The 18,925-nt window shown below is 46.1% G+C and carries 16 protein-coding genes; 12 read left to right on the forward strand and 4 right to left on the reverse strand.

Annotated elements, in window-relative coordinates:
* The first annotated feature begins 89 nt into the window (after nucleotides 1-89).
* The 8 genes from M3636_RS25735 (at nucleotide 90) to M3636_RS25770 (ending at nucleotide 10,973) form a co-directional block, all read left to right on the forward strand.
* Complete coding sequence (locus M3636_RS25735; protein WP_251384439.1) at nucleotides 90-1,676, forward strand: extracellular solute-binding protein; 1,587 nt, start codon at nucleotides 90-92, stop codon at nucleotides 1,674-1,676.
* 132 nt (nucleotides 1,677-1,808) lie between these two features.
* Nucleotides 1,809-2,708, forward strand: coding sequence for an ABC transporter permease (locus M3636_RS25740; protein ID WP_056695236.1), 900 nt, complete (start codon nucleotides 1,809-1,811; stop codon nucleotides 2,706-2,708).
* A 60-nt stretch (nucleotides 2,709-2,768) separates the two neighbouring features.
* Nucleotides 2,769-3,641, forward strand: coding sequence for a carbohydrate ABC transporter permease (locus M3636_RS25745; RefSeq protein WP_145411039.1), 873 nt, complete (start codon nucleotides 2,769-2,771; stop codon nucleotides 3,639-3,641).
* Between the two features lie 68 nt (nucleotides 3,642-3,709).
* On the forward strand, nucleotides 3,710-4,660 hold the full coding sequence (locus M3636_RS25750) for a sugar phosphate isomerase/epimerase family protein (protein ID WP_251384440.1): 951 nt from the start codon (nucleotides 3,710-3,712) through the stop codon (nucleotides 4,658-4,660).
* A 268-nt stretch (nucleotides 4,661-4,928) separates the two neighbouring features.
* Nucleotides 4,929-6,689, forward strand: coding sequence for a hypothetical protein (locus M3636_RS25755; protein ID WP_251384441.1), 1,761 nt, complete (start codon nucleotides 4,929-4,931; stop codon nucleotides 6,687-6,689).
* A gap of 188 nt (nucleotides 6,690-6,877) precedes the next feature.
* Nucleotides 6,878-8,611: a tetratricopeptide repeat protein gene (locus M3636_RS25760; protein ID WP_251384442.1), complete on the forward strand. Its 1,734-nt coding sequence runs from the start codon at nucleotides 6,878-6,880 to the stop codon at nucleotides 8,609-8,611.
* A gap of 206 nt (nucleotides 8,612-8,817) precedes the next feature.
* Nucleotides 8,818-9,777 (forward strand): thioredoxin-disulfide reductase, encoded by a 960-nt coding sequence (gene trxB / locus M3636_RS25765; RefSeq protein ID WP_145411043.1) that lies wholly within the window; start codon nucleotides 8,818-8,820, stop codon nucleotides 9,775-9,777.
* A gap of 164 nt (nucleotides 9,778-9,941) precedes the next feature.
* Nucleotides 9,942-10,973: an AI-2E family transporter gene (locus M3636_RS25770; RefSeq protein ID WP_145411044.1), complete on the forward strand. Its 1,032-nt coding sequence runs from the start codon at nucleotides 9,942-9,944 to the stop codon at nucleotides 10,971-10,973.
* A 196-nt stretch (nucleotides 10,974-11,169) separates the two neighbouring features.
* Here the strand turns inward: M3636_RS25770 and M3636_RS25775 are convergent, their stop codons facing one another.
* From M3636_RS25775 to M3636_RS25790, 4 genes are read right to left on the reverse strand one after another with little or no spacing between them, the layout of a single operon-like run.
* Nucleotides 11,170-11,772, reverse strand: coding sequence for a response regulator transcription factor (locus tag M3636_RS25775; protein ID WP_251384443.1), 603 nt, complete (start codon nucleotides 11,770-11,772; stop codon nucleotides 11,170-11,172).
* Nucleotides 11,769-12,902 (reverse strand): sensor histidine kinase, encoded by a 1,134-nt coding sequence (locus M3636_RS25780; RefSeq protein ID WP_251384444.1) that lies wholly within the window; start codon nucleotides 12,900-12,902, stop codon nucleotides 11,769-11,771. The genes M3636_RS25775 and M3636_RS25780 overlap by 4 nt, the downstream gene beginning before the upstream one ends.
* Nucleotides 12,903-12,911: 9 nt before the next feature.
* Nucleotides 12,912-13,649 carry an ABC transporter permease gene (locus M3636_RS25785; RefSeq protein WP_251384445.1) on the reverse strand — a complete coding sequence of 246 codons (738 nt, stop codon included), beginning with the start codon at nucleotides 13,647-13,649 and terminating at the stop codon, nucleotides 12,912-12,914.
* Nucleotides 13,650-13,651: 2 nt separating this feature from the next.
* Nucleotides 13,652-14,635, reverse strand: coding sequence for an ABC transporter ATP-binding protein (locus M3636_RS25790; protein ID WP_251384446.1), 984 nt, complete (start codon nucleotides 14,633-14,635; stop codon nucleotides 13,652-13,654).
* A 355-nt stretch (nucleotides 14,636-14,990) separates the two neighbouring features.
* On the opposite strand from M3636_RS25790, the gene M3636_RS25795 reads away from it, so the two are divergent.
* From M3636_RS25795 to whiA, 4 genes are read left to right on the forward strand one after another with little or no spacing between them, the layout of a single operon-like run.
* On the forward strand, nucleotides 14,991-15,941 hold the full coding sequence (locus M3636_RS25795) for an ROK family glucokinase (RefSeq protein ID WP_128099847.1): 951 nt from the start codon (nucleotides 14,991-14,993) through the stop codon (nucleotides 15,939-15,941).
* A 50-nt stretch (nucleotides 15,942-15,991) separates the two neighbouring features.
* Nucleotides 15,992-16,891: an RNase adapter RapZ gene (gene rapZ, locus M3636_RS25800; protein WP_056695257.1), complete on the forward strand. Its 900-nt coding sequence runs from the start codon at nucleotides 15,992-15,994 to the stop codon at nucleotides 16,889-16,891.
* A 13-nt stretch (nucleotides 16,892-16,904) separates the two neighbouring features.
* A complete protein-coding gene (locus M3636_RS25805; protein ID WP_128099848.1) occupies nucleotides 16,905-17,891 on the forward strand; it encodes a gluconeogenesis factor YvcK family protein in 987 nt (328 codons plus the stop codon).
* A 6-nt stretch (nucleotides 17,892-17,897) separates the two neighbouring features.
* Entirely contained in the window at nucleotides 17,898-18,836 is a 939-nt protein-coding gene (gene whiA / locus M3636_RS25810) for a DNA-binding protein WhiA (RefSeq protein WP_128099849.1), read from the forward strand.
* Nucleotides 18,837-18,925 lie beyond the last annotated feature (89 nt).

Raw genomic sequence — 18,925 nt, forward strand, 5'->3', positions numbered from 1 at the left:
AAACTGGTTTATTGCATGAGAGCAAGAAGGTATGGAATACTCGGATCAAGCTTTACAACATTCAACGCAAAGCCAAAGGGGATGACAAAATGACAAGAAGAGCAACCAAAGGGAGTACGAAGAAATGGATGGGTCTGGCGCTTACAATGGTAATGGGGGTTTCACTGTTAGCAGGATGTTCATCTGCATCTGATCAATCGGCTGAAGGCGGTGCATCAGGTAGTGGTGAGCGTGTCACCTTGAAAGTGGAGGTATTCGATCGTGGTAACAGTCCTTCTCCACATACGATCACGAATAACTACTTAACTAAATTTGTTCAAGAGAAATTTGGCGATCCGAATAACATTGATGTGCAATTCGTACCTGTTCAACGTTCAGAAGAAACAACCAAGCTCAACGTGTTAATGGCCAGCCCTAGCGACGTTCCCGATATTGTGTTTGTATATGATTCCAGTGTGTTCTACCGTTACGCTCAGCAAGGCGGTCTAACTGACGTAGGCGAGCTTCTTAATGAACATGCACCTAATTTAAAAGAATATCTCGGCGATGATCTGTTGAAATTCGGTCAGCTTGAAGGTCAGCAATTCGCTATTCCCGGTAAACGTGCCATTACGGCTCGTTATAACTCATATATCCGCCAAGATTGGCTCGATAAAGTCGGCATGGAGGCTCCAACAACAACGGATGAGCTGTACGAAACGTTGAAAGCTTTCAAAGAAAAAGATCCAGGCAATCTAGGCAGCAAAAACATCCCAATGGGTATGGCACTTGCTCCAGCTCAGTATGAAACACTGATTTACTCCTTTATTAAGCCTGTACAAGATGGACTTACGTACAGTCAGCGCTATGAGTTACCCTTACATGATGGTTTCAAAGATGCGATGCAATTCCTTAACAAGCTATACAATGAAGGTCTGATCAGCAAAGACTTCAGTCTTGATGAAGAAAAAGCACAATTGGTCAAAGACTTCCAGAACGGTAATATCGGCTACATGTCTGAGGACGTAGGTCAGATTCTGTATGCAGAAGGCATGCTTGATAATTTGTACACGAATGTACCCGATAGCAAGGTTGTAGCCATTGACGCTTACACTAACCCGAATGTGGACAATAAACACATCAAATCTCGTTATGGTAGCAACGGTATGTACATCATGATTCCAAAAAGCAGTAAACGTTCGGTTGAAGCAGTGAAATACCTAGACTGGATGGCTTCTGGAACGAACTTGCTGGAGATCAACACTGGTGTTGAAGGTGAAAACTACGATATGGTTGACGGTGTTCCAGTTGTTAAAGATGATGCACCACAGGATGTCAAAGATCGTATCTACAACGGCGGCGATATGGCCATTATTGCCAACGGTAAAGTAGTTGGAGATCAGGCAGCCAATGAAGCGGCATGGATTGCAGGCTTCCCAGAACGTAACCAAGAGCTGATGAGACAGTCCATTGATATCGCTAATACGGATACGATTGGTCCGGTTATCTTCAGCAAACCAATTGAAGCAGAATCTAAATATGGTACAGCGCTGAACGATAAGTTGAAAGTGCTTATTGTGAAAACAGCGATGGCTAAGACAGCAGATTTCGATTCTGTATATGAAAAAGAAATGAATGATTTCATGTCACTGGGTGGCACAGAACTGAAGAAAGAGCTTGAAGCAGCACTACAGTAAGCGTTAACAAAAAAATAGATTCACATCTTGAGATTATAAAATCAATAGTTTATTAACGCATAACTTTGGAAGGAACGTGTGCCGCCGATATGGGCGGCACAGCCGTTTCTCTGTTGATAGGAGGAAACCGACTTGACCACCACTTACTTGAAAAGGTATTGGCAATTATATGCGCTCATCTCATTGCCTCTGATCTACTTCTTAATCTTTCGTTATGGCCCGATGTACGGTGTGCAGATTGCCTTCAAGGATTTCAACTTGTTTCAGGGCATTAACGGTAGTGAGTGGATCGGCTTCGATGCATTTCGTGAAGTTTTTTCAATGCCGGACTTCTACACCACATTACGTAATACCTTCATGCTTAATTTTCTAGATTTGCTCGTTTCATTCCCTGCTCCAATTATTCTAGCCATTATGCTCTATGAAGTTCGGTTTAAGTGGTTCAAAAAGATATCACAAACGATTCTGTACATTCCTCACTTTATTTCCTGGGTTATTATCGGGGGGATTGTGTATCAATTGTTCGGCAATCAATCTGGTATGGTGAACGGTTTGCTGCAGAGTATGGGACTCGACTCCATACCATTTTTGACAGAGAAGAATCCATGGCTTGTTACGTATCTGTTCACAGGGGTTTGGCAAAGCGCTGGATGGGGAACCATTCTGTATCTCGCCGCATTAACCGGCGTGAATAAGGAATTGTTTGAAGCTGCTGAGATCGATGGAGCGACACGTCTGAAAAAAATCTGGCATATTACCTTGCCTAGTATTAAACCAACGATTGTCACTTTGCTGATTCTGAATCTCGGACAAATGGTCAGCATTGGTTTTGATCGTCCTTACATTATTGGTAACACTGCTGTGCGTGAATATTCAGATGTTCTGAGTACCTTCGTGTACAGGGTTGGTTTGGAATCTGGACAATATACACTGGCGACTGTCGTCGGACTTTTCCAAGCTGTTGTGGGATTGATTTTCGTATTAGGTTCAAACTATATTTCGAAAAAGGCGACCGGAGAAGGTATTTTGTAGGATCGAAAAGGATACCAATCGGCTGTTTGTATAGACCATCAGTAAAGGAGCTGTGCGCATATGAGTGAACGCACCTCAAACCGGGTTTTTGACATCGTTAATATTACCTTTATCAGTTTGTTTGTTATCTTCTGTCTGGCTCCTTTCTTGCACACGATTGCGATATCACTTAGTTCCAACCGGGCAATTACATCTGGAGAAGTAACCATATTTCCTAAAGAGTTTAATTGGAATGCCTATGTTCAGGTGTTCTCTGATCAATCGATGATCTATTCACTGGGCTTCACGAGTGTTCTGACGGTGGCAACCACTGTACTATGTATGCTATTCACGCTGGCAGCTGCATATCCGTTAACGAAGAAAAAGTTGAAAGGGCGCAAGCTCTTCATGTATGTCATCATCATTACCATGTTCTTCAGTGGCGGAATGATTCCGGAATATTTGCTCATTCGTGATCTGAACTTGCTGAATTCCGTCTGGGCGCTGATTTTACCTGGACTAGTGAGTCCGTTTAACTTGATTATTTTAATTTCCTTCTTCCGAGGTATTCCGGAAAGCTTGGAGGAATCGGCAGAGATTGACGGTAGTTCCCATATACACACGCTCTTTAAGATTATCTTGCCATTATCCATGCCTGTATTGGCTACGTTGGCTCTTTTCTATGCGGTTGGTCGCTGGAACGGCTTTCAAGATTCTTTGATGTATATTAATGATCCGAAGCTATATCCGCTCCAGCTTAAGCTCTATCAAATGGTACAGAACAACATGGTTAGTGAGCTTACATTGCTTGAGGGTGCGAGTCGTACACGATTAACTCCAGAAAGTCTTAAAGCCGCTACTGTTGTGTTTGCAACCGTTCCGATTCTGCTAGTGTATCCTTGGCTGCAAAAATATTTTGTCAGCGGTGCGATGCTTGGCGCGGTAAAAGGCTGATTTTAGAGTTGGCATAACGATAGGTTAGATAGTTAGGCTTACGCTAATGGGAAGGAGAAAGAATTCGAATGCAGGCACAGGACAAGGGAATATACTCATTTTCGACATGCTGGAACATCAGGAAGCATGCGGTTGGAGCAGATATGATTCGAGAAATTGCAGAGCTTGGTTTCAGCCGGGTGGAGCTTAACTATAATGTGACGAAGGAAATGCTCACCACCATAGAGCCAATGATTGAGCGAGGAGAGATCGGAATCTCCAGTGTTCATAATACCTTCCCACATGATCCAGATCCAGATTACGGCACAGATTCTGTATTACTTGGCTTCGAAGATGAAGTGAAGCGGCAGCGAGCGATTGAATTGCTGGTAGGATCAGCGGAATATGCCCACCGATACGGAGGGGAAGCCGTTGTTGTACATCCAGGAGAAGTCCCCTTCCCAGAGGATATCAGCAAGGATCTTAGTAAGTTTTATAACGAAGAAGGGCCGGATTCACCGAAGTATCGCAGCAAGTGGGAAGAACTGATGGAGCGTCGGCAGGCGCTTAGTTCAGGCTATGTCGAGAAAATTATCGCGAGTCTGGATGAGGTCTGTAACCGTGCGGCTGCCAAAGGTCTGAATGTGCGCTTTGGGATCGAGACGAGATCCAGACCCCAACAGATTCCTACACTCGCGGAAGCAAAGACGATCATTCAAGCTCTTAAAGGAGCTCCGGTTGGTATCTGGTATGATACGGGTCATGCCATCATGATGGATCGACTAGGTCTCTATGATAGTGTAGGAGAAATGCAGGGACTGATGGACGATATCGTAGGTGTCCATATTCATGAAACGCTTGGACTTTCGGATCACTGGTGCCCATATGTGCACAGCAAGGATATGCATTTCTATGATGCCTATTTGCCGATGATAGAGCGGGCACAAGTGAAGGTCTATGAGTTGAAATCGGCCTGCCAACCGAGTGAGATTCACGAGAGTCATGACTTATTAATGAAGAAGCTTGAACTCGTAGATTGATAAACGGAAAGCGTAACAGAGTCTTTTAGAAGCTGTGTGGCACGGTTGAATAGAAGGCTGTTGTTAGTAAAGAAGTTGGTGTCTAATCTAGTCGGCGCTATGGCTGCTATGCTGCTTGAATTCTCTGGCGACTTTTGGCGGGATATGGTATATACTGACGAGAAATCAGCTCGTATACAGGTGATGTGAGAAGCTTCCACGCTATGGAGGGAATGCGGCACATCCTTTGCTCATCGGGCAAATGCATTGGTATGGAGGGGAACTGCACATGTACAGACAACTGGTAGAACGTAATGACAGAGCAGTAGAACGAGGCATGGCCAGGCAGATGCTTGATCCAGAGAATCGATACTATGGTGGGACGATTGATCCGTATACAGGCGTGGCTTGGGTGAATCACACTACCGGAACGCCGACGGATATGTGCTACTGGGGAGCGGCGCTCTCTAATCCTGACTCGATCTATTACCGGGATGAGGCATTGTTAGACAGACTGCTATTGGCTACTGAGTTTGTACTTCGCCTACAGCATGAGGATGGATCGATATCACCCGGCTGGACGAACTATCATTCCCCGCCGGATACCGCATTTGTTGTTGTAGGATATTCACAGTTATATCAATTACTCACTAAGCAGGAATGGGCGCCTCTGCAACCTGTTCTTCACAATATGCGGTTGTTCCTAGAGCGAACGATCCCTGTGATGCTAACAGGAGGTTGCCATACGCCGAATCATCGCTGGGTGCTATGCGCGGCGCTTGGTTTCCTGCACGACATCTTTGGTCTGGAGGAAGCTGTGCAGCGCGCAGAGCAGTGGCTGGCAGAAGGTATGGACATTACGCTAGATGGCGAGTGGACTGAGCGAAGCAACGGAATTTATAATGCAGTGAGTGATATTATGCTCATTCATGCAGCACGACTGTTGAATCGTCCTGAGCTGCTGGAACCTGTACGTTTGAATCTTCGCATGATGGTATATTTGGTGCACCCAACGGGAGAGATCGTTACGGATTACTCAGGTCGTCAGGATCTGGGTAGCATCCATGACTTATCATCGTATTACCTGCCCTATGCCATCTTAGCCCAATTGGACGGAGATCCGATTTTTGCAGGCATGGCTGTCCTGGCAGATGGGACTCTGACAGACCCGGGGGTATGCTCGGTCAATGCGCTCGTAAGGTTACTGTTAGAGCCGGAGCTTCAACAGGCGAACGGCTCGCTGGATGTGTTACCACAGCAGTATGAGGTTATGCTGAACGAGCATTTTGCAAGAGCCAGCTATTTGGATCAGATGGAGGCTGTCGGTCACCACGGTCGTATATCCCACAGCCGAATGCATACGGATTTTGGTGCGCCTGTAGCTCGAATTCGTAAGGGCGAGACCAGTGTAACGGTGATGACGGAGGTACCTCCTTTCTTCGCTCTACGTCATGGCAAGGTGCGTCTACTTGCTGTACAACTGGCTTCCTACTTTAATCCGGGGTATATCCCGATGCAAGATATGACCAAACTGCCTCAAGGGTATCGATTAACAGGAGAGCAGAAGAAGGGTTACTATGGTCCGGTTCCTACCAATCAACTGCCAGAGACAGCGGCATCGGAGATAAGTCCGTGGTACTTGCTGCCACATCAGAGTCGAGAGTTAACTCATGAGCAGACATTCCGTGTTGGGGCAGAGGTGCTTCACACGGAGGACGGCTGGACAATGCATCTTACGGGCGAAGAGCCGGAAGATATTATGATGCAGCTATCCTTTGTGTTTGGAAGTGAAGGTGAGCTAACATATGGTGATGGAACGGAGACGGGTGAAGGTTATCATTTGTGGAGAAGTGGTACTTTGCGGTATACCTGCGGTGAAGATTGGATTGAGATCAGTGGAGGCGAAACAGGGCATTTAGCTTCATCCGTTCGTGAAGCGAAGCTACCAGAGAAGTGTAAGATTGTACTCGTTAACTTCATGACACCGTTTGATAAAACGATTCATATCTCGCTTTCACCATCGATGGCGAAGAAGTTGCAGGATCAATAAGTCCTCTTACGAAATTGAAAATGGTAAACATGAACAAGGCGGTATTTCATTCCATATGGATGATGAAATACCGCTTTATTTTGCACATTTTTTGCCTAAATCACATGAAACTACATGTTGAGAAGCCTACCGCAAGATGTGGTATACTGGAGAGTATGAATGAAAGCAAAGAGGAGGTGCCTTGGAAGATGAAGGGCAAGCTACTGCGGGCTGAGGGAGACCTCGCCAACATTATACCGATTCATTTGGATGCGTCTTTCTTTTTTGAAAGAGCTGTCCGCTCGCTGGACCGTAATCACGTCGACAAGGCATTAAAATATTTTCGTAAAGCTGTTGAATATGAACCGGAGAACCCGGTGAATCATTGTAATATGGCGGGTATATTATCTGAGAAGGGGGATTACGAGGCATCTAATGCGATTCTCGCGAATGTATTGGATGTCGTAGATCCGTCGATGACCGAATGTTATTTCTATATGGCGAACAATTACGCCAATATGGATCGGTTTGAAGAAGCGGAGCAAGCGTTAGTAACATATTTGGAAGAAGACACCCAGGGTCAGTTTATGACGGAGGCAGAAGAGATGATGGAGCTTCTGTATTACGAGTTGGACCGCCCAGCTAAACTGAACCGGATCAAATCACGTAAGGGTGTTGTGGAGCATGATCATGCACGGGAATTGTTAGAGGAAGGCAAATTCGCACAAGCAGCTGAACTTCTGGAGGGCATGCCACCTGATTATCCAGATTATCTGGCTGTACGCAACAATCTGGCTCTTGCCTATTATTATATGGGGCAATTTGCTAAGGCACGTGAGACAATTGCCGAGGTGCTTGAGCAAGAGCCGGGCAATCTGCATGCTCTGTGTAATCTAGCGATCTTCCACCAAAATGAGAACCGGACAGATCAAGTGCTGCAATTGATTAAAAAGTTACGTGTCATCGTACCGTTCCAACAGGAACAGGTCTATAAACTCGCAACTACGATGGGTATTTTGGGGCAGCATGATACCGCCTATGTACATTTTCGTAGATTGCTTAAAGCCGAAGAGACGGCAACTGATCCTGCGCTCGCGCACTATGCCGCAGTGGCGGCCTTTAATACCGGACGTTATGACGCAGCAGAGCGGTTGTGGCATCATGTGAGCAAGCTCGATCCAGGGTCTGAAGTGTCTACGTTTTATTTGTCTCGACTTAAGGCTGTACAACAAGACGAGCTTCAGCCTGAAAAGTTAAGCTACCATTATCATCTTCCATTTGATGAGCAATTCAAACAATGGGAGAACTACGGAAATGGCATTCCGGCGGAAATGAAGAATGATCCACTGATTCGTTCATCGTTTTTCTGGGCATTACGCCATGGTGACCGGGCAACCAAGCTTCAAGTTATTCATGCGCTTGGAATGATCGGAGACTATGAAGTACAGCAGGCGTTACAATCCTTCATACAGGAGTCCGATGAGCAGCAGGATCTCGTGGAAGCTGCTCAATCTGTACTGAACGAACTGCTTGCGACTGAACAGCACTCGGAGCGGAGCCGCGCAGTACAACCGCTCTCGACGGTAGCCGCGCGATCTATTCAGAATGCAGGAGTCAGCGTAGAAGGCTCGCAGTCGGAATCCATCTCTCACTGGCAAGCTGTCGTTGACCGTGCGCTACAGATGACGGAAACGAAAGCAGAGTTACAGCAGGAGATGGAACGTATATGGACCGATTATGTATCCCGTGCTCATCCTGAAATGACAGCGATGAAGCATATTGAGGGATGGGCTGCAGGACTGGAATATTTGGCTGCCAAAATTCACAGACGACCTGTAACTTATCAAAGTGTAGCAGATCGATATGGTATTTCGGCATCAACCGTTAGTAAATATGCGAAGCAGATTAACAAGGTGTGTAGTACCGTTCCACCTACGGTATAATCGGATGATTTTAAGAGGTTATTCCTAAACTTATAAACGCATGACAGGGATTTAAGCGGCTTGAAGAACGATTGAGGAAGATTGGGATTTCATGAAGGATACATTTGCCTGCAAAACGGGTAAACTTAATGAATGGCTATTGTCACATTGATCTAGAAATGAACCAGTGCATATACTCTCAACCTAATCAAGGAGGCTGTATCTATATGTCTAAATACAGAACGATTGTGATTGGAACCGGACCTGCAGGGTTAACAGCAGCAATTTATCTGGCGCGTGCCAACCTTAATCCATTGGTTATCGAAGGCCTTCAACCCGGTGGACAATTGACCACCACGACAGAGGTTGAGAACTTCCCTGGATTCCCGCAAGGCATTATGGGGCCAGAATTGATGGACAACATGCGGAAGCAAGCGGAGCGTTTTGGCGCAGAATTTAAGAATGGCTGGGTGGAAGAGGTAGACTTCAGCAAGCCACCGTTCAAAGTGAAGGTTGGCGGTATCGGTGATCTCGAAGCTGATTCGATCATTATCTCGACCGGCGCATCTGCTCGTTACCTCGGTATTCCGGGAGAGCAGGAGAATGTAGGGCGCGGGGTAAGTACGTGTGCGACATGTGATGGATTCTTTTTCCGTGGCAAAAAGATTATCGTAGTTGGTGGGGGAGACTCCGCGATGGAAGAAGCGAGCTTCCTGACCAGATTTGCAACGGACGTTACCTTGGTGCATCGCCGGGACGAATTGCGTGCGTCGAAGATCATGCAGGATCGCGCGCGTAGCAACGAAAAGGTGAAATGGGCATTGAACCGTACACCACTTGAAGTGGTGCCTGAAGCGCTAGGCGTGAAAGGACTTAAGGTACGGAACAATGAGTCAGGCCAAGAAGAGTTGTTAGAGGCAGACGGTGTGTTCGTTGCCATCGGACATACACCGAATACCGGCTTCCTTGGCAATCAAGTTACGTTGGATGATCACGGGTATGTTGTTGTTAAGCCAGGTACGACGGAGACCAACATCCCAGGTGTATTTGCTTGTGGTGATGTCCAGGATACGAAGTATCGTCAAGCGATTACTGCAGCAGGGTCAGGTTGTATGGCAGCAATGGACTGTGAGAAATTTTTGGAAGGCAGCATTGTGCACGACTGGAGCGAAACATTGGATAAATAAGCATGTTTGGCTTGATTGTCCACATAAGATAAGGAATAGAGACAACGGGAAGTCTCATGATGTGAGAGAAGCCGGTAGGCTTCTCTTTTTTTCTGAAACGAAAGTGGGCATGAGATCGTATACATAATGGGCATATTAGCTGTGAGGTGAAGACTTTGGGGGAAATGATAAAAGATTGGCTACAGAACACAACGGTCAGACGCTTTCTGATCCTGCTGTTGTTCTGTTTGGTGTTATTCAGCATGGGGAGTATGCTGCACATGATTTTGCTGTTGTTCCTCGTGACCTATGTCATGAATCGGCTACAGCACTTCATTACAGGACAGTTAAATCGGCTATTTCCGATTAACTATAAGGTCGTTGTCATTTTGCTGTATTTGATTGTGATTGCGGCGATTGTGCTAGGTATATCTAAGTATTCGCCGAGGATTGTCGATCAGGTCATACAACTGACAAATGAAATCATTAAGTTTCTGGACACGGCAGAAGGCGATAATTATGCATCGAAAATTGCAGGGTATTTGCAGTCATTTGATATCAAGAACTATACGAATAATGCGCTGAAGTATATTTTTGCTCTGAGTAAAGGGCTGGAGTTTATTTTGCTAGTTATTATTCTTAGTCTGTTCTTCCTGCTGCAAAAGCAAGAAATCGTCAAATTCACGTCTAAGTTCAAAACAAGTAAGCTCGGCTGGTTCTATAAAGAAGTCGCTTACCTTGGAGATAAATTCGTATCTTCCTTCGGTAAAGTCATTGAAGCTCAGCTATTGATTGCGGTGTTCAACACTGTGCTTACAATGTTGGGATTATGGATTCTTGGATATCCGTATCTGTTCGCACTGACCATTCTGGTATTCCTATTGAGCTTGGTTCCCGTTGCGGGGGTTGTCATCTCACTGGTACCATTGTGTCTGATTGGGTATCAGATCGGCGGATTGCAGCTTAGCATTATCGTTGTTATCATGATTATCATCATTCATGCGCTGGAGACATATTTCTTGAATCCAAAGTTAATGGCGCATAAAACCAAGCTTCCGATGTTCTACACATTTATCGTATTGATTCTGTCACAGCATTTCCTAGGCATCTGGGGACTAATCATCGGGATTCCGATCTTTGTATTCCTGTTGGACATCCTTGATGTAAATAAGATGGAGAAGTCAAACGAACCAGTGCGTGTCGATTCGAAGCTGTAGCTAAATGTAACGCTTGTGAGTATACTGCATAGTAGTACCACATGTAGCGTGTGAAAATAGTGAAGAACGCCTCCCTGATTGATCGAGGGGAGGCGTTTTTTGTGTACACTTTTGCCTAGTATAAGAAATGCATTGCTCATACTAGAATCATTATTTTTAGCTATATGTATTATATGAATAGATGATGGATCTACTGCTACAACCAGCCCTTCTCTTGGGCAATGCGTATGGCTTCTACACGATTTTTAGCCTCTAGCTTATTGAAGGCTTCCGATAGGTAATTGCGAACTGTGCCGTAGGACAGATGAAGTGATGCTGCGATCTGGTTAGCATTCATGCCTGTGGCGGCGAGTTTCAACATTTCTCTCTCTCGTTCGGTTAGCGGATTAACACCTTTGGATGCACCAAAAATAAGTTCGGGAGATACCTCTCGTCCGCCTTCCATAACACTTCGAATCGCCTGAGCCAAGCGGTCACTTGGTTCATCTTTCAGCAAATAACCTTGCACGCCTGCTTGAACCGCACGCTCTAGAAAACCTGGCCTTGCGAATGTGGTTAGGATGATGATGCGGCAGGGGTCATCTTGTTGTTGTAAATGCTCTGCTACGTCAAGCCCGCTCATGATTGGCATTTCAATATCCATCAAGGTGAGATCCGGCCTTAGAGAGGAAATTAACTTCAATGCTTCCTCGCCGTTACCGGCTTCACCAATCACTTCAAAATCATCTTCCAGATCAAGCAGCGAGGCGAGAGCACCCCGAAGCATGCGTTGATCCTCTGCAATTAAAATTCGAATCATGATGATACTCCTCCTTGGGAATCACTTACGATTAATGGGAAGAAAAAGGATAGCTCGGTTCCTGCTGAATCGGAAGAAATCTGAAGAGAGCCATCGATCAGGTTTAGCCGCTCTGACATACCTTTTAGACCGTTACCCTGAGGTTTGTTCGAATCTATCCCCTGTCCATTATCCCTAATCCGTAGCATGATTCCTTCCTGCGTGCGCTGAATCAATAATGTACTTCGTGTTGCTTGACTGTGTTTGACAATGTTCGTGACTGTCTCAATAAGACATAGGCTCGCCATGTTCTGCGTTAAGTCTGGCACATCATCGTAGGAGTCCTGCTCCTGAGTCACTTGAAGCGAAATATCCGCACTCTTTAACATCTCTATCGCATCTGCGACTGCTTCAGGAATGCTGATGGCTCGCATATCCGAAACGAGCTGACGCACCTCACGCAGGGCAGCACGGGAAGTCCGTTCGATCTCGCGTGCCTCCTGAACGGCCCGTTCTGGATTTTTGGCGATTAGCTTGGTCACGAGTTCACTCTTAAGGGTGATTAGAGATAACGTATGTCCCATGGTGTCATGCAAATCTCGAGCGATGCGCATGCGTTCCTCACGCTTAATCAGTTCTTTAATATGCTGCTGAGCTTCGTCGAGCTGCGCCTCCAGATGCCGCTGTTGCATCATGGATCGAATGCCATAAGGAGACGCAAGCATGATGAGGTAGAAGGGAGTGAAGAACATGAGCTGAGAAGCTGTCAGTGACGAGAAATGAATAGCAATGGGAATGGTCTGAAGAATGGCGAACACCAATAGAAACAGGCGAAACATCCGTTTATCTGTATACCATCCAATAAAATTCGCTGTGAAAAACCCTAGAAAAAACATGTTTGGATCGATAACGGTACTCAAGATAAGTACAGTAAGCATCTGTAACGTAATCCAATAGGAAAATAAAACGTTTCCTGCTGTCATATACAGCTGACGATAGGTCAGGATAAACACAAGGAAAGCAGAGAGCCCAATATATAGTTCATGACCACGGGCTACCCATAAATAATAGATTGGCATGGCCAAGTAGATCATCCAAATGTATGGATAGAAGCCATATCGCTTCGGGAAAATCTCAAACTTCTGAAGCATCGATGAGGGTTAAGCCTCCTTTTGTTTGCTGCGGATATAAGTGGATATTAACATAAACACGATCAGGTACGCTGTCAAAATTAGTATATCACGGAAAGCTGGCGCGTTACCGCTAACGATAGCCCAGGCGCCGTTGCCAAAGCTGTTCGACGGAAGCCAGCTTCCGATCTGACCCAGCCATGACGGCATAATATCGAGCGGCATCCACATGCCGCCAAGAAGAGCAAGCGAGAGATAAAGAGCATTGCTAAGACCACTGGCGGTGTCGACCTTGCGTAAGGTTCCGATGCAAGTGCCTAGAGCAAGAAAGGGTAGCGACCCAGCTAGAATCCATAAGGCACAGCCCACCCATTGTAGGGCAGATAAGGAGACACCATTAATCAGATATCCAGCCGTAAAAATAACGATGATGGAGAACAGGTGTACCGTCGTCTGACCAACCATTTTTCCACCAAAGTAAATAACATCTGATAGCGGGGTTACCCGCAGATACGAGACCCAACCATGTACACGTTCCTGAACCAAACGTATGCCGAGGGTCATGATGGATGAACCCATTACGCTGAAACAGGTCATGGACATTAAGTAGTGAGCATTCCATTGCTCAGCGTCAACAGCGTCCGTTGTGAAGATCCGAGTATATAGTACGTAGAATATGACAGGCATCATCAGAGACCAGAAGATAAAGTAAGCGTTGCGAAACATGCGGAGCATCTCCATCCGCGATTGTACAAGCAATGTAGACATGTTTATTGTTCCTCCTTCATCGTAGCAAGCAGCTCAGCATAAGCGTCGTCGAGTTGTCCCGTTTCAATACGGATGTCCCGTATAGGTAGCTGGCGTTGGATTACATCACGAATCAGTGTATCTGTATCGGTGGTGTAGAGGCTCCAGCGTCCGTTACGATATTCTACTTGTTCAACGTTAGGTAGCATCGCAATCTGAGCTTCAATGTGTACGTTCGGTGAGTTAGCGTTCATGTTGTTGTGATCAAGCTGTGTGTCTAACGGGATAGCTGATTCCCCAGGTATCATTCCATGCTGAGCGGAAAAAGAAAGAATACGCTTGGTAAGCCCCGACTTAAGACTCTCCGGTGTTCCATCCGCAATGATTCTACCTTCGCTAAATAGAATAATCCGATCAGCCGCTTCGTCCGCCTCCTGAAGGTAATGCGTGGTGAAAAGCACCGTTTTACCCGCCTGTGTCAATTGGCGAACCTGTTTCCAGAAATATTTACGTGTCTCCGAGTCCATGCCTACCGTGGGTTCATCCAAAAATAAAAGTTTTGGATCTCCTGCCATTGCGAGGGCAAAGTTCAGGCTGCGTTTCTGACCACCCGATAGTTTCTCGGCTCTTCTCTTCAGGTCGATCTGTGACAGTCCAGTCAATCGCTCGATTTCATCTATTGGAAGGGGACTGTGGTAATAACTGTGAACCATGTGGATGATCTCACGCACCGTCAATCCATCGATGACACTTACATCCTGTAGCATGACTCCAATCTGCTGGCGTACCTGCTGTTGATTGGGAGACTGTCCTAATACGGTGATGTTCCCGGTGGTCGGTTTACACATTCCCAGAAGCATCTTCATCGTTGTGGTCTTGCCTGCTCCATTCGGGCCGAGGATTGCTACAATTGAGCCAGACTGGATTTCAAGAGAAAGGTTGCTAACCGCGAGCTTGTTTTTAAATTGTTTGTTTACATGTTCAAGCTGAATGATGGGGGAATTCATCTGTACTCACGTCCTTCGTTTTGATCTAACTTCATTTTAGAGGGCGAAGGAGTAGGGTTTTAGTAAGAGTTGTCATGACTTTTAGGTGACAACTGTCATCTTTTACGAATGGAACGAATCAAGATGCAATATGATTAGATGAGACTCCCTCTATTAGGGAGGGAGGTTCAAGCGGTGCGTTTTAATAGAGATCATAGAGGGTGAATGCGCATTCATGAAGAGCGTGTGACAGTGTTCACAATAGCGCCAGGACTGGGATAGCAAAGGTCTTATCGTCCTTGACCCAGGCGTATCCTTCAATTATAGTTGGTACGTAGGATTAAACTATTTTAGATAGATAAAGGTGGCTTGCAGCATGTCTGAGAAAATCTACGTTGGGGTCGATCTCGGCGGAACAGCAATTAAGGTCGGTATATGCGATGATCAAGGTCAACTTAAGCATACGTATGAAGGACCGACAGAAGTGGATAAGGGCGTAGATACGGTTATCGCCAACATCGAGAAGTATGTCCGTCATATCGTTGCCGAGTCGCCGTATAGCTGGGAACAGCTTGAAGGTGTCGGTGCTGGAGTTGCCGGGTTCACGAATGTACGTGAGGGAATTATTGTCCTTGCCCCTAACATTGGATTTCGGAATGTACCTATTCGTTCGATTCTGGAAGAGCGTCTGGGCAAGCCAGTCAAAATAGATAATGATGCCAATGTTGCGGCGCTTGGCGAAGCTTGGGCGGGTGCCGGCAAAGGTGTAGATAACTGCGTATGTTACACGCTGGGTACAGGCGTTGGCGGCGGCTTGATCTTGAACGGCACAATATATCAAGGGTTCTCCGGTATGGCGGGTGAACTGGGGCATATTAATGTGGTACCTGATCTGGAAGCAATTAAGTGTGGTTGTGGCAAAATGGGATGTTTAGAGACAGTATCGTCTGCAACGGGGATTATCCGTATGGCAAAGGATGCTGTAGAACGTGGGGATCATACTTCGCTTGCTCTTGTTGATCGAATCGCTGCGAAGGAAGTATTTGATGCTGCTAAAGCGGGCGATGAAGTGGCACTGCGGATCGTTAATCGTGCTGCATTCTACCTGGGTAAATCGATGGCTACAGTAGCGGCTGTTATTAATCCGGAAGTGTTCATTATTGGTGGCGGTGTATCCAAAGCGGGTGACTTCCTGTTTGACGAGATCCGTACTGTATTTGCTCAATTAACCCCAGAACCACTGCAGGGCGGCGTTAAGATTCTGGAAGCTACACTTGGCAATGATGCAGGTATTGTGGGTGCGGCAGGTCTTCTCTTGCGTTCCTAATCAACTGTAACAGTATAAACCGACAGCAATATGATAAGGAGGGGACATATATGCTTGAAGGTGAAGTTTCACCGAACACAGGCGCCACGCTCATTATCATTACGGGTATGTCCGGGGCGGGAAAGACCATTGCAGTTCAGAGCTTGGAGGATCTTGGCTTCTTCTGTGTAGATAATTTACCACCCGTGCTGATTCCAAAATTCGCAGAGTTGATTGAGCAGTCCAATGGTAAGATTGGCAAGGTCGCTCTTGTTATTGACTTAAGAGGGCGTGAGTTTTTCACAGCGTTGTCCGAGTCGTTGAACTACATTAAAGATCATTTTACCATCCATTGCGAGATTTTATTCCTGGATGCTACAGATTCTGTCCTTGTTCAACGGTATAAAGAGAGCAGACGTAGACATCCTCTAGCTCCGGAAGGCATGCCGCTAGACGGTATCCGGCTTGAGCGCAAAATGCTGGAGGAGCTTAAAAACTCTGCCACTCAGGTACTCAATACAAGCACGATGAAGCCGGCTCAATTGAAGGAACGGATTATATCCCGTTTTTCTCATTTGGAAAGCCATATGTTATCCGTGAATATAACGTCATTTGGATTTAAATACGGAATACCGATTGATGCCGATCTGGTATTTGATGTTCGTTTTTTGCCTAACCCGCATTATATTGACCATCTGCGTCCAAATACAGGACAGAACAGCGATGTATACGAATACGTTATGAAATGGCCAGAAACCCAGTCCTTTCTGACCAAATTGCTGGATATGCTGCATTTCCTGATTCCGCAATACCGGAAGGAAGGCAAGAGCCAGGTTATTATTGGAATCGGTTGTACCGGAGGCAAGCATCGTTCGGTAGCAATATCCGAATATTTGGGCAAAATGTTGGGAAGCAGCGAGACTGAGGCTGTTACCGTGAGCCATCGCGACGCTGACCGGGATCGTCATTGAAGAGGGTGAAGGGATGAAAGAAGCCGGACCACGAAGAGAACGTCCGAGAATTGTAGTCATGGGCGGGGGAACCGGATTATCCGTGATGCTGCGCGGTTTAAAAGAAAAGCCGCTAGACATCACGGCCATCGTCACGGTTGCTGATGACGGTGGAAGTTCAGGCATTCTACGTAATGAGTTGCATATGCCGCCTCCGGGCGACATTCGTAACGTACTCACGGCACTAGCTGACGTAGAGCCACTGCTATCGGATATGCTGAGTTATCGTTTCAACACAGGCGCAGGGCTTGCAGGCCACAGCTTGGGGAATTTAATTTTGGCGGCAATGACAGATATATCAGGCGACTTCGTAACCGCTGTGCGGGAACTTAGCCGCGTGTTTGCTGTTCGGGGTGAGGTGCTTCCCGCAGCTGGTCAGGCGGTTGTGCTACATGCTGAGATGGAGGATGGATCGATTGTTACAGGCGAGTCCAAAATACCTGAAGCAGGTGGGCGCATTAAACGCGTTTTTCTTGAACCGGATCACGTGGAGCCGTTGCCAGAGGCTGTAGAAGCTATTCGCCAAGCGGATGCGATACTAATTGGGCCAGGAAGTCTGTATACGAGTATTCTGCCTAATCTGCTAGTACCTAAGTTAGCTGAAGCTGTCGTTGAGGCTGACGCAGTTAAAATGTTTATATGCAATGTTATGACACAGCCAGGAGAAACCGACGACTATACCGTAAGTGATCATCTCAAAGCGGTTCATGAGCATATAGGTCATCAGCTCTTTGACTATGTCATCGTTAATAATGGTGAAATTCCACTGCAGGTTCAGAATAGATATGCAGAAAAAGGAGCAAAACCAGTAGTATTAGATATGAATGTGCTGAAGAGTTCTGGATATCAGGTTGTCGCAGATACGTTGGTTCTATTCCGTACCTATCTTCGTCACGATGCCGACAAGCTCAGCCATCACATCTATCAACTAGTACAAAATTGGATGTTACGGAAGAGGTGAAGTCCCATGTCGTTTGCAGCACAGACCAAAAAAGAATTAACGATGATTGAGAGTGAACCGTGCTGCGAAAAGGCGGAACTTTCAGCCCTCATCCGTATGCTTGGTGCGGTGCAGTTATCGAATAAAAAAGTAATCTTAGATATTTCGACGGAGAATGCCGCTATTGCTAGACGGGCATACTCTCTGCTTAAAAAGCATTTTCAAGTGCATACGGAATTGCTTGTCCGCAAAAAAATGCGGCTGAAAAAGAACAACGTGTATATTGTTCGTATTCCGACCATGGTACAAGAGATTTTAAAGGATTTGTACATCGTATCCGAAGGCTTTTTGTTCACACCAGGAATTAACCAGGAGCTGCTTCGGAAAAACTGTTGTAAACGAGCTTATCTCCGCGGTGCCTTCATGGCTGGTGGCTCGGTGAATAACCCTGAGGGCTCCTCCTACCATCTGGAGATTGCATCTATGTATGAGGAGCACTGCCAAGCCTTGGTTGATCTAGCTAATGAATTTCATCTTAATGCCCGGTGTATAGAACGCAAAAAAGGATTCATCCTATACATCAAGGAAGGCGAGAAAATTATTGAGCTACTCAGCATCATTGGTGCACACCAAGCTTTGTTCAAGTTTGAAGATGTTCGCATTATGCGCGATATGCGGAATTCCGTGAATCGGATCGTCAACTGTGAGACGGCAAACCTGAACAAGACCATTGGAGCTGCTGTAAGACAGATCGATAACATCAAGCTTTTGCAAAAGGAAGTTGGCCTAGAGTCCTTACCTGAGAAGCTGCGTGAAGTGGCTGAAGTGCGACTTGCCCATCCTGATATTAACTTGAAGGAAGTTGGCGAGTTGTTGAAGGGGACAGTCAGTAAATCTGGGGTAAACCACCGTTTGCGTAAAATTGATGAGCTAGCCGAGAAAGTTCGTAATGAACGAATGGGTTAGGCCGTTAGAGGCCTGAGCTCTCACGTAGGTTAGAATTATTCGTATTTTCAACCGTTGTTGGGCAACATTAACTCATGTGCAGAGAAGCG

Origin of the sequence: Paenibacillus sp. MER 99-2 (assembly GCF_023714095.1) — a bacterium.
Taxonomy (GTDB): domain Bacteria; phylum Bacillota; class Bacilli; order Paenibacillales; family Paenibacillaceae; genus Paenibacillus.